This is a genomic window from Gilliamella sp. App6-5, assembly GCF_001690525.1.
Lineage (GTDB): Bacteria > Pseudomonadota > Gammaproteobacteria > Enterobacterales > Orbaceae > Gilliamella > Gilliamella apicola_H.
This window is the reverse complement of sequence record NZ_LZGT01000019.1, coordinates 15076-28307: the sequence shown is the minus strand read 5'-3', so window position 1 is coordinate 28307 and position 13232 is coordinate 15076. Positions and strand designations below refer to the sequence as shown.

The window sequence follows — 13232 nt, the reverse complement described above, 5'->3', positions numbered from 1 at the left end:
ATTATGGATTCTTATTCTTTTTTAGACCCGTTATGCCGCCTGAAATAAGCATGGTTGTGTCAATGATTGCAACTAACGGATCCAGTCCAGCAGGCACCGCCATATAACGGGGTTCCCAATGTGTTGCAAACTTCTCTTTAAAGCGACGTAGACCTTGGAAATTATAAAAACGCCCACCACGGCGAAAAACTAATGCACCTAGTCTTTGAATCATGGGAGCACCGCGGCGCCTTTGCATGCCAGCAAGGGGTACCATGCCTAGGCTAAAATATTTATATCCTTTTTCTTGATAATGTAAAATTAATCCAACCATTAAAAATTCCATGGTTAATTTAGGAATATCTTGCTCCACTCGCATTAAATCAATACTCGCTGAATGGTTTTGCTTGGTTTCTAACAGATTGACAAAAGCAATAATGCGATCTTCATAGGTAATGGCCGCGATAGTGAAATTATCCAAATATTGTTTAGAAAACGATCCTAATGAGAATCCTTTTTCTTTCGAATGTTTGTTTTTTAGCCATGCATCAGAGACTGCTTTTAATTCATTGATCGGTGCTGTTCCTGGTGGATAAAATTTTAGCGAAAGCCCATCACGTTGCCCGCGGTTCCAAGTATAGCGAAGATCTTTATAATCTTTTGACGCCAAATCAAATATTTTTAAATTGACTAAGGCTTCTTCGCCTAATTTAACGGCATGTAAACCAATATCCATATAAAAAGGTAAATTTGCTGCTTTGACTTGATAAAAAACAGGGCGAAGATTATGTTGATCACAAAGGTCACGAAAAGCCCAAATTAAATCAGCACGATCAGCATTATCGCCAATGGGATCATAAAGCGCAATCATACTTCGCCCACGCCTTGCGTACATAATGAATGAGGTTTCGGCCTCATTAAATAGTAATGACTTATCTCCAGTCATAGCAAGCCCGCCTTCAGGCTGTTTAGAATCTAGCATAATTTGGTAAGCCTTGCTAAGCTGTGCTTTGTTGGGTTTAGTTAAAATAGGTAATGCTGGGCGAAAAATCCAAAATAACATCACACAACTTAATAAAATAAAGCTGCCCAAGGCGGCACGTAATGCTCGTGGCACTTTGCTGTCTAATTCAAATTGCCACCATAAAGCATGACTATAAGGTACATCTTGGTAGATAAATAAAATCACCCATACAAACAGTGCGATCATACCAAAACAGATGGCAAAAAATTTAAAAGAAAAAGGAATGATTATCAAGCGGCTTTTTCGATAAAAAGAGTGCCTAAAATTGATTAATAAGATGGCAATGCTTAATAATACGGTAGCTTCGATCCAATGTAATCCCCGTAATAAAGAAAGCACACTCCCTATTAATAATAATATGACCGCACCCCACCAAGCCGAAAAGAGCCGACGACGTAATCCCATTGCGAGCAATAAACATAAAATACCGATTAAACTCGCAATTAAATGGGCAATGTTGATCACTTTTTTGGGTATCAATGTGTTAACTAAGTCATGATTAAAACCAGGTAATACGCTTGAAAACATCATGACAACACCTGCGAAAAACACGGTAGAGGCCATAACCAACGCAGCAATGCCTGTTTCGGTCTCTTTAACTTGTGGTGCAGTTAAATAGTGCTTGCCTTCATTAACCAGTAATAAGATCCCTGCGGGAATAAGTGGGATTAAAATATAAATAATTCGATAAATAACAAGTGCAACGGTTAATGGTGCTGTGCCAATTTCTGATGATAATGCCGCTAACATAATTGCTTCAAAAACACCGACTCCTCCAGGAATATGGCTTAGTACGCCAGCAACTAAGGCTAAAATGTAAACCATAATAAAAGTGATGAAATTAGGCTGTGTTGGCAATAAAAAGTAGAGAATAGCACCAGCTAAAATAGCATCAAATAACGTGATAATAAGCTGACAGCTTGCTAAGCGCATGCTTGGTAAGCGAATTGTCCAGCGGAATAGTTGAAATAGCCTTGTGTCTTTATTGGGTTTTTCGGGTAATTGATGTCGATACAAAAAAACAAAAACTAAGGCATAAACACAAAATATCGATATTGCGGTTAACCATATGCCATTTTTTGACATATGAAGCGCTAGTATTGTTTGTTGTGTGTGGATTAAAGCGGCAATTGTTGCGAATAAAGGTAATGAACAACCTAATGATAACGTCACAAAAAGTGACATTCTGGCCACATCTATGGCGGTTAAGCCTTGTTTAAAATAAAGGCGGCATCGCACAGCTCCCCCAGATAAAACAGACAAACCTATTGCATTACCAATCGCAGAGGCACAAATTGCGCCAAGAATTAGTATTGATGGTTTTAATTTGACACCCGCATAACGGGCTGCTGACCATTCATAACAGATCAACATAAAATAACTACCCAGAGCCGATAAGCAAGAAAATAAAATTGCGTTAATTGGAAGATCTCGAAAGGCTTGTTTTAAATCTCTCAGATTAATTTCTTTTAATAGATTCCAACAAATCATTAATGCAATAAAAAAGATAGATAGCCCTAGCAGTAAAGCGAAACATTGGCGGTATCGAGTGAAGCGTTCAATAAACTGCCATGGCAAGACATTGCGTACTAATGTTTTCACTAGGTGAACTCCAAAATTTGCTTTCATGATGCCTGAGATCTGCGCATTCTACCTTTCCAATCTACTGAAAACAATCGAAAGAAAATAAAAAATATATAAAAAAAATATTAATTTCATCACGTTGATTATTAAAACAATCTGTTTGCTTTGTGTACACTTTGTTAAGCTCCCATAAAATGTATTTTTCCTTTCTGATATAGGGAATAGATGGTGGAATGGCTTAATTTTCAGTGGTATCAGTAATCAGTATATTAAAAAATATTGTGTAAAAACCTGACAGTTATACTATAATGGTATTGACTTGGTTAATGATTTATGAATGTCATTTTTTGTTGAAGATGTATTTGCAGTAATTAAACATTATCGTACAATCGGCACACAATATGAAAATTGTAAAAATTATACCAGCATTGTTGCTATGCCGTTTTGTATTTATGTGGATATCAATGTAAAGGAACATTGTCATGAAGTCAATGGAGCAACAGATTGGAAAAAAGAATGAAATTAGCACAGTTAAACAGCTAGGCATATGTCATTTTTTATTTGTTTACGTACGTAAATTATGCCTTTGTGATGATTTATCGTTAATATTAAAAACTAATTTCATCACTTTAAAATCCATTTTATCTTTGTGTTGTATAGGGATTAGCTATCCTTTATTTGCTGTGTTACCTAATGTTGAACCCGCAAAAACCGCAAAAGCAATACAGGGTTCGGCGCCTTATTTAACGTTTGATGGCGGCAAAACCCAATCATGGGATACGGATAGATTTTTAGATATTGAGCTACCTGATGGTAAGGTGCTAACCCCAAAAAACAATCCCTCATCTAAAGCCAATCCAATACCATTGCCGCATGATGGTATAAAACTTAGCGATATTAAAACGCTTATTCCATCGGGTCAAAGTGCTATTTCAATGACCGATTTGCTGAATAATAATGGTTTTTGGGCGGATAAAGATGGCGATGGTGATATTACCGCAACAGGGAATTTAACCATTACTGGTCGAGATGCCAATGGTACTGAAATGAGATTAGATGATACCTTTCAGGATTGCTATGCACCGTATAGTATCCAAATGTTTCATGATACTTTTACCTTATCAACAGCTTATGGTTACCCTAATTCAACTCCGATGGTGTACGGTAATAATGTTATATATTATCTAAATCCGCCTAAAGGTGCTTGTACTTATTCTGTGAAGCCGAGTCTTTTTCTGAGTGATAGTCGAGGTAATTGGGGTGGGTCGAATTATTCAGGGCCACCGAGTGAATGGGACGATGCAAAAGGCTTTAAACGTCAAGATCTGAATAACCCTGCATCAAACTTTCCTACAACCGGAATGAATGGGTTATTTTTTGAGATGGATATGGTTGATAGCTTAGGCAGTGAGATGACATTTGACAAGTCACCAGCCACATCGGGTATTGATTTAACTATAACGGGCAATGGTAGCATTGCCAAGATTCGATTAGTCGGACCCAAAGAGGGGGCTAGCGCTGCCGAAGCAGCAACCGCAGTACCAACGACCTTTATCTTATATTCCGATAAAGCCAAAACCAATAAAGTATATAGTTTTACCATCAAAAAATGGTTTATCGCAAGGAAAGATTCTGTAAGTCAGTATGTTCAGGCTGAACAATACTGTAATCATTTGGGCTATCAAATACCTACAGTTGTACAACTGACTAATGCTAATTCTCATTATTGGAATCAAGGCTTAGCAGGTCAGGGAAATAATTATCAACGTCGTATTGGTGGTGGGCTTTTAGCTGAGTGGGGTGAGGTAAATAATTACCGCTATCCTGGTAGTAATATGGTTAGCAATTATACTTATTGGACTCAAAATACATATAAATCTCCTTACGAACCCCTTACAAATCTTCAAGTATACTCCAATATGGGGAGTGTTGGCGTTTGGCCTGGCAGTGGTCATACGGTATGTGTCAATTAGTGATATGTAGTGATGAATAATTAAATAAACCAGCAACAGCGAGGCATTCTTTCACAAAAATAATTGCACTCGTGTTTTGTATTTATGTGGATGTCTATGTAAAGGAATAGTAACATGAACTCAAAAAAGCAACTGGCTTTAATAAAAAAGAATAAAATAAAACCATTTAGACAGTTAAACTATCTTTTTCCGTTTTTTTATGAGGATAAACAGTACTTGCTTTGTGATTTGTATTTAAAATTCATAAACAACCTAATCACCTTTAAATCAATTTTACCTTTTTGTTGTTTAATGGGGATTAGCTATCCTTTATTTGCTGTGTTACCTAATGTTGAACCCGCAAAAACTGCAAAAGCAATACAGGGTTCGGCGCCTTATTTAACGTTTGATGGTGGGCAAACCCAATCATGGGATACGGATAGATTTTTAGATATTGAGCTACCTGATGGTAAGGTGCTAACCCCAAAAAACAATCCCTCATCTAAAGCCAATCCAATACCATTGCCGCATGATGGTATAAAACTTAGCGATATTAAAACGCTTATTCCATCGGGTCAAAGTGCTATTTCAATGACCGATTTGCTGAATAATAATGGTTTTTGGGCGGATAAAGATGGCGATGGTGATATTACCGCAACAGGGAATTTAACCATTACTGGTCGAGATGCCAATGGTACTGAAATGGGATTAGATGATACCTTTCAGGATTGCTATGCACCGTATAGTATCCAAATGTTTCATGATACTTTTACCTTATCAACAGCTTATGGTTACCCTAATTCAACTCCGATGGTGTACGGTAATAATGTTATATATTATCTAAATCCGCCTAAAGGCGCTTGTACTTATTCTGCCAAGCCTAACTTATATTTAAGCAATAGTCGCAAAAATAATTGGAGTGGGTCGAATTATTCAGGGCCACCAAGCGAGTGGGATGATGCAAAAGGCTTTAAACGTCAAGATTTAAATAATCCAGCATCAAACTTTCCAACCATGGGGGCATATGGACTATTTTTTACCATGGATATGGTTGATAGCTTAGGCAGTGAGATGACGTTTGACAAGTCACCAGCAACATCGGGCATTGATTTAAATATAACAGGCAATGGCAGCATTGCCAAGATTCGGTTAGTTGGACCCAAAGAGGGGGCTAGCGCTGCCGAGGCAGCAACCGCAGTACCGACGACCTTTATCTTATATTCCGATAAAGCCAGAACGAATAAAGTATATAGTTTTACCATTAAAAAATGGTTTATCGCAAGAAAGAATGATAATGGTATTAGTCATAGTTATGCTCAGGCTAAACAATACTGTAATCAGTTAGGCTATCAAATACCTACAGTTGATCAACTGACTAATGCTAATTCTCAGTATTGGAATCAAGGCTTAGCGGGTCAAGGTAATAACTACCAACGCCGTATTGGTGGAGGGCTATTTTCAGAATGGGGAGAAACTCGTGATTCTGCTAACATTAACGTGGGCTACCCTGGTAGTAATTTCGCAAGTCATCGGACTTATTGGACGCAAAATACATATAAACCTTCTTACGAGCCCCTTATGAATCTTCAAGTACACTCTAATATAGGAATGGTTAGTACTTGGGGTGACACGAGTTATGGCACGGTCTGTGTAAATTAAAATGTTGCTATAATATTATGAATAATAAAACAAATAAATATAAACAGGGCGTGATTCAAGCCATACAAGCTTTTGTTAAACAAAAATTAGCTAATGACTTTTCGGGGCATGATATGGCGCATATTGAGCGCGTGGTGAGATTGACCGAGCAGATTTTACAGCATGAACCAAAAGCGAATGCGTTTATTGTGATTGTGAGTGCTTATTTGCATGACGTGATTGATGAAAAAGTCGTTGCTGATGTGAATCAAGCTATCATGGAGTTGCGTAATTATTTAATATTACAGGCGTTAACCGATAACGAAATTAAAATGATCTTTGACATTATTGAAAATATGTCATATCGAAAAAATCTTAATCAGAAAAAAACATTATCATTAGAAGGGCAAATTGTACAAGATGCCGATCGCTTAGACGCATTGGGGGCAATTGGCATTGCTCGCACCTTTTATTATGGCGGCAATAAACATCATATTATGTACGATCCTGATATTTCACCAAGAACAGCATTGAATGAAGATAATTATAGACAAGGCAATACCGTTATTAATCATTTTTATGAAAAACTTTTTTTGCTTAAAGATAAGATGAATACCCCAATAGCTAAAAAGCTCGCTGAGCAACGGCATCATTTTTTGGTTGAGTTTGTCAATCAGTTTGAAAAAGAGTGGCTAGGTAAGGATTAATTAGTCGCTGTTTTATTTTTTATAAACGGTAAAGTGTGGGCAATGATTTTGGCGACTGTAAAACGGATTTTAAACTATCTGGCGCAACGCTCTCAGACTAGAGAGCGCTTTTTACGATTAAAACGGTATTGGTGCACCAACAAGCCATAGCACAATAGGTAATGTGATTAAGCTTAATAATGTACTAACTAAGGTTGCACTTGATACCAGTTCGGGATGAGTATCAAACTGTACTGACATGAGAGTGGTATTGGCGGCACTTGGCATGGCCGCTAATACGATTAATATTTGCTTATAAACTGGTAAAATAGGCATAAAATAGACCATGCCAAATGCAACTAACGGTGAAATGATCATTCGGGTTAGTAATGAAAATGAAAGCTTAGGATAATCCAGTTGTTGGATCTTGATTTTGGCTAGTTGCATTCCCAAAATAATCATAATGACAACGATTGATGAGTCGCCAATCATGCCAATGGATGTCATGATGGATTTGGACAAAGGAATATGGCATAACTGAAAAAGCATACCTAATAAAGCACCATAAGCCACAGGCATGCGGATAACTTTATTGATGACATCTTTTTGACTGACAATATCACTACGGGCACTGCCTTTTGCTGCATAATAGATGCCAACTGTGCTCATTACAAATTGTTGTAATACCATCATAATTACGCCAAGGTCAAATCCCACGGCGCCAAAAAAGACTAAAAGTACAGGGGTACCATAATTACCATTATTCATAAAACATGAACTTAAAATCATGGCACAGCGCTCTTTGGCTGAATATTTCATCATCATAGACCAAATGGAAATGATAAGGACTAATGAAAAACAGAGACCAAAAATATAACCGATATAAAATAAATAATCGGCTGTTAACGTATGCGTATAAAATGTTTTAAATGCCAAAAATGGGGATAGTACATAAAGTGACATTTTTGATAGATTAGCAACATCAAAATTTAAGGCTTTTTGTGCGATAAACCCGACAATAAAAATAGCAAAAATGGGAAACAAAATAATAAAAAATTGCATAAGCGATGTCTTTAATTTGATTAATTAGTTCATTGAATCAATGGTAGTTACGATCAATTCTCGTAATTGATTACAGGTAGCATCATCCAGTGCATTGTTGTATTTATCTGTTAAGATAAATAAATCTTCAATATGTTCACCAATAGTGGCAATTTTAGCACTCCGTAATGATAAATCTAAATTAGCAAATATCTCGCCAACACAAGCAAGTAAGCCTGGCATATCTAATGCAATGAGCTCCATATACGTTTGTCTTTCATTGAAAGCGGATAAAAAATTGACTTGTGTTGGTACAGAAAAAGATTGCAATCTTTTCTTTGGTGGTTTAATTGTTACTCCTTGATAAACGGGGTGTTGTAGTGCCTTTTCTAGAGCTTTGATAATACCTTGATGCCGATCTGCTTGCACTGTTTGCCCATTTGGTTCAAGTACAATAAATGTATCAAGGGCAAAGCCTTTTTTATTGGTAATAATGAGTGCATCATGAATAGTTAAATTATGCATACTGAGTGTATTACAAACAGTTGCAAATAGATAAGGCCTATCTGGCGAATAAATAAAAATCTCACTGCCACCATGGTATGGATTTGGATTGATTAACACTAAGGTTTGCGTTAAATCATGATGTAATAAATTTTGAGCATGTATAACAATTTGTTCTGTTGTATACCGCAGAAAGTAGTCAACTCGACAGTCTTGCCAAAGATTCTTGATTTGCCATTCATCGTAATTTTGTTTGAGTAAAGTCGCGAGTGCGTCTTGTTTGTGTTGCCTTGCAATACTTCGTTGCTCTGGAATTTGGTGGATACCTGAATCAAAAGATCGCATTGCGGTAAAATAGAGCTCACGCATTAGGCTTTGCTTCCAGCTATTCCAAAGCGTTTCATTGGTTGCACAAACATCGGCAATAGTTAAACAGAGCAAATACTGTAAGCGGCGCTTACTTTTTACTTGTTGAATAAATTCTCTAATGACGGCGGGATCTTGCAAATCGCGACTTTGTGCGGTTACCGACATCAGTAAGTGATAGCGTACTAACCAAATAATTAAATCGGTATCTTTGGCATCTAGCTGGTGTAATTGACAAAATTTTTCAACGAGCTGTGCACCTATTTCAGAATGATCACCATGTCGACCTTTACCTATATCATGAAATAAACCTGTGATAATAAGTAGTTCGGGTTTGGATAATTTAGCAAATACCCTAGAACTATTAGGATGTTTTTGTTTGCCACTATCTGTTTTTAGGTTATCTAATTCAATTAGCAATCGAATGGTATGTTCATCAACGGTATAAGCATGAAAAAGATCAAATTGCATCATGCCAGCGATATGCTTCCAATCTGGAATATATGCGGCTAATATGCCATATTGATGCATGGGTAAAATGGCTTTTTTTATTGCGTCAGGGTGTTTGATGATCATCATAAAAATTTGTCGAGATTTAGGATCTTCACATAGCAAAGCTTTTAATTTTCTTCTTGCCGAACGTAACTGCCTAATGGTGTTTGAATAAAGCCCTGTAATTTGTGGATTAAGCAAAATGGTATAAAAAAGCTGCATAATCATGACAGGATCTTTTTTAAAGAGGTTATCATCTTTTATATCAATTAAGTTTTCTCTAATTTGAAAATATTCATCAATATCATAAGGTTTATTTTTTGGGTTATGCTCAAGTATCGATTCATAAAACAGTTGTAATAACATCTGATTGAGTTCAGTAATATTGTGAGCGACACGGTAGTAGTCGTGCATCATTTTTTCTACTGGTGTGTTACCTTCACCTTTGTAACCTAGCATATTGGCAATGCTAAGCTGCCTATCAAAAAGCAAGCGGTTATCATAACGTGAGATCACGCAGTGTAAGGCAAAACGCATTCGCCATAAAAATTTACGGCAAGTTTTGAAGTCTTCAATATCTTCAGGGGTTAAATAATTGAAGTCAGCCATTTTTTGTAAAAATTCACCCCCAAAATGGCGAATGGCGATCCATTGGATTATCTGCATATCGCGCAATCCGCCTGGGCTATTTTTTAAATCAGGTTCTAGATTATAAGAGGTACTGTGATACTGCTGGTGGCGATTTTGTTGTTCTTTAATTTTTGCTTTATAAAAAGCACGAGAAGGCCATATCTTATCGCTAAAAATTTGTTTGTGTAATTCATCTAATAGTAATTGATTGCCAGAGATAAGTCTTGATTCAATCAAATTACTCATTATGGTGATATCATTTTTCGCTTCTTGTAGACAAATTCTCAATGTTCTAACACTGTGACCTATATCTAAATGCAAATCCCATAACAAGCGAACCAAATCACCGATCTGTTTTTCAATCTCTTTAGTCAATGGGTAGTCACTTAGAATCAAAATATCAATATCTGACAATGGATGTAATTCAGCCCGACCATAGCCCCCAACGGCAACCAAAGCGATGCGATTACGTTTGAAAAAAGAAGAGACATGTTTAGGAATTTGGTAAAAACACCACAAACGCTGAAGTAAACGGTCAATAAATTGGCTGCGCAAATGCACTAATATATCAATATCTGTTTGTTGCTCAAATTGAGCCATTGACCATTGCTGAAACTCATCAAGTTGCTGTTTAAGGTAGCTAACATTTATCTGATCATCACTAAAATCAAGGGGAGAGACAGGGTAAGATAAGTGCGTTTGATTCATAGTAACAACATTAAAATAGAGAAAATATTAAACAATATCCTTACCCGATTTCACGTTGCTGTCAAGCAACAGTTTGTTATCATTAACAATGACGTTGATTAACGTATCTTATTTAAATTATTTAGAGGCCACTCCATAGCATAGAGATTTAACTCGAATTTCTGCGCTTGTTTTTTTATATTGATACAATTTGGTGTTTTATCATGGTTTTCTAGTTTACCTCCCTTTGTTTTTATAATAGCGAATTGCTACTTCTGAGTTGCAATAGTTTAAGGGAGAGTTACATCATTGTCCCTGTGATGAGCAATATCATGGATATTATTTGGTATCAAATCCATTCGTTTCTTTTATCTTAATTTCCTACAATTGATGCTATCAAATTAGTGTTGATTTAATTCTAGCAATAGCAAATTAACAATATTTCTAAAAGTTTGCTGATCACATCATGATGGAGGATGAAATGGGAAATGAATCTAACGACCAAATGTTTTTTGAAGATTTGATTCTTTTAGATAAAGACTTTCAAGATACAAATCAATTTTTCGATTTTACTTTTCCTATTTTAAAAAGTGGTGGTTATGTGAATCATTCCTTTTTAGATGCAATTAAACAAAGAGAGTCTTCATTTCCTACAGCATTACCAACTGAGCCTTATGTGGTTGCGATGCCGCATACTGATGTCGAACATGTTATTAGACCGTTTATCTTTTTTACTCGATCCAAAGGAACTATTCCATGGCGTGAAATGGCAAATAATGACCATTTGTTAAAGGCTAACTTTGTGTTTTTGCTAGGGTTTAATCAAAAGGATGGGCATATTGATTTATTGCAAAAATTGATGTCCTGCTTTGTGAATTCGCGTTTTTTAGAAGAACTTTATCACGCAAAAACTGAACATGAAATTTTTACACTATTGACATCCAATATCAATTTATAAGGAGGCATTATGAAAAAAGTTATTGTTGCATGTGGCAGCGGAGTGGCCACATCACAAACCGTCGCCAGCAAGGTGACTCGTTTATTAAAAGAACGGAATCTTGATGAGATAAAAGTAGAAGTTGTGGATCTGAAATCTGTCGATACTCACATTAAAAATAGTGCTGCTTATATAGCGATAACTAAAATTGAAAAACAGTACCCTATTCCTGTCATCAATGGTATTGCGTTTCTAACAGGAATAAATATGGAAGCAGAGCTACAAAAAATAATTGATGCCTGTAAATAGGAGTACAAATATGGAATTTTTAGGAACAATTATAAATTATATTTTGAATTTAGGTGCGCCAGTTTTTGTACCATTCATTATGCTCATTGCGGGTTTAATTGTACGCATGAAATTTAGAGATGGCGCTTCGGCTGCCATTACGCTAGGTGTGGCATTTGTTGGTATGAGTATGTTGATTGGTTTTATGGTGGGTGCTATTGGCTTAGCTGCGCAAACTATGATGGAGCGAACAGGGATTGAATTGAGTATTATCGATGGCGGTTGGACAACTATGGCGAACGTATCTTGGGCTTGGCCATATGCTTTTCTTATGTTTCCTTTGCAAGTAGGTGTCAATATTTTAATGTTGGTACTAAAAAAGACTGATACCTTTAACGCAGACTTATGGAATGTGTGGGGAAAAATTTTTACCGCATTTATTGTGGTTGCTATCGCTACCCCAATTTTAGGTGCTGTTGTGGCTTTGCCTCTTGCTTTTATTATTGCTACTTTGCAGATCATATTAGAGCTTAATTCGGGGGATATTAACCAACATCGAATTGAAAAACTAACGGGCATTCCGGGGGTAACTTGTACTCATAGAATGTTATTTTTCAGTGCGATTTATTATCCTTTTGATCTACTCCTTCGCAAAATACCTATTTTAAATAAACCAATGGATGCAGCGACATTACGCTCAAAAATTGGTATTTTTGCTGAAAATCATGTAATTGGTTTTTTATTAGGTGTCACTTTCGGACTTATTGCTGGTTATGATCTTGCTGCTATCCTAATGCTGGGTGTGCAAGCCGCTACAGCGCTTATGTTATTTCCAATGATCTCTAAGTTATTTATGCAGGCATTATCGCCAATTTCTGAAGCAATTAGTGAATATATGAATAAACGCTTTGCTGGACGTAAATTATTTGTTGGCTTGGATTGGCCATTTATGGGTGGTTCAAGTGAGATTTGGTTTACAGTTATCGCAGCTATTCCTTTTACCTTAATTTGGGCTGTTATTTTACCTGGTAACAAGCTTCTCCCTTTTGCTGGCATTATCAATTTGGCACTTATTGTTCCTGCATATATTTTAACTAAAGGAAACACATTAAGAATGGTGATTTTAGCCATCATTGGTGTGCCATTCTTCTTATTTGTTGGAACTCAATTTGCACCGATTATTACCGATTTAGGATTAACAACTAAGGCTATTGATATCCCAGCTAATCAGCTAATTTCAAATAGTTCAATTGATGCGCCTATTTTTACTTATGCATTTTCATTTATTTGGCAATGCTTAGAAGGCTATTTTGCTCCATTATTTTTTGCTGTTTATTGGTGTGTGGGGTATTGCTTTTATGCCCGTGAACTGCGTAAAGAGGCTATGCAGGATATAGCAGAAAAAAATAATGAATAAATGAGTT

The 13232-nt window shown here is 36.4% G+C and carries 10 protein-coding genes; 7 read left to right on the top strand and 3 right to left on the bottom strand.

Features of this window, described 5'->3' with window-relative positions:
• Window position 1: 1 nt before the first annotated feature.
• A complete protein-coding gene (gene mprF, locus A9G24_RS02370) occupies window positions 2-2605 on the bottom strand; it encodes a bifunctional lysylphosphatidylglycerol flippase/synthetase MprF (protein WP_218056195.1) in 2604 nt (867 codons plus the stop codon).
• Window positions 2606-2924: 319 nt separating this feature from the next.
• Here mprF and A9G24_RS12795 point away from each other — a divergent pair, with 319 nt between their 5' ends.
• The 4 genes from A9G24_RS12795 to A9G24_RS02350 all read left to right on the top strand — a co-directional run bounded on the left by A9G24_RS12795 (window position 2925) and on the right by A9G24_RS02350 (window position 6884).
• Window positions 2925-3107, top strand: a complete 183-nt coding sequence (locus tag A9G24_RS12795; protein ID WP_065637600.1) for a hypothetical protein — start codon at window positions 2925-2927, stop codon at window positions 3105-3107.
• Entirely contained in the window at window positions 3070-4560 is a 1491-nt protein-coding gene (locus A9G24_RS02360; protein WP_141673033.1) for a hypothetical protein, read from the top strand. Before A9G24_RS12795 ends, A9G24_RS02360 begins: the two co-directional genes overlap by 38 nt.
• Window positions 4561-4674: 114 nt before the next feature.
• Complete coding sequence (locus tag A9G24_RS02355; RefSeq protein WP_065637598.1) at window positions 4675-6198, top strand: hypothetical protein; 1524 nt, start codon at window positions 4675-4677, stop codon at window positions 6196-6198.
• 17 nt (window positions 6199-6215) lie between these two features.
• Window positions 6216-6884, top strand: a complete 669-nt coding sequence (locus A9G24_RS02350) for an HD domain-containing protein (RefSeq protein ID WP_065637597.1) — start codon at window positions 6216-6218, stop codon at window positions 6882-6884.
• 117 nt (window positions 6885-7001) lie between these two features.
• On the opposite strand, the gene A9G24_RS02345 is transcribed toward A9G24_RS02350, so the two are convergent.
• Window positions 7002-7925, bottom strand: coding sequence for an AEC family transporter (locus A9G24_RS02345; protein WP_065637596.1), 924 nt, complete (start codon window positions 7923-7925; stop codon window positions 7002-7004).
• Between the two features lie 24 nt (window positions 7926-7949).
• Window positions 7950-10604, bottom strand: a complete 2655-nt coding sequence (gene glnD / locus A9G24_RS02340) for a bifunctional uridylyltransferase/uridylyl-removing protein GlnD (RefSeq protein WP_065637595.1) — start codon at window positions 10602-10604, stop codon at window positions 7950-7952.
• Window positions 10605-11064: 460 nt separating this feature from the next.
• Here glnD and A9G24_RS02335 point away from each other — a divergent pair, with 460 nt between their 5' ends.
• From A9G24_RS02335 to A9G24_RS02325, 3 genes are read left to right on the top strand one after another with little or no spacing between them, the layout of a single operon-like run.
• Window positions 11065-11541 (top strand): PTS sugar transporter subunit IIA, encoded by a 477-nt coding sequence (locus A9G24_RS02335; RefSeq protein ID WP_065579785.1) that lies wholly within the window; start codon window positions 11065-11067, stop codon window positions 11539-11541.
• A gap of 9 nt (window positions 11542-11550) precedes the next feature.
• Window positions 11551-11829, top strand: a complete 279-nt coding sequence (locus tag A9G24_RS02330; RefSeq protein WP_065566501.1) for a PTS sugar transporter subunit IIB — start codon at window positions 11551-11553, stop codon at window positions 11827-11829.
• A 10-nt stretch (window positions 11830-11839) separates the two neighbouring features.
• Window positions 11840-13225 carry a PTS galactitol transporter subunit IIC gene (locus A9G24_RS02325; protein ID WP_065637594.1) on the top strand — a complete coding sequence of 462 codons (1386 nt, stop codon included), beginning with the start codon at window positions 11840-11842 and terminating at the stop codon, window positions 13223-13225.
• The last annotated feature ends 7 nt before the right edge of the window (window positions 13226-13232 follow it).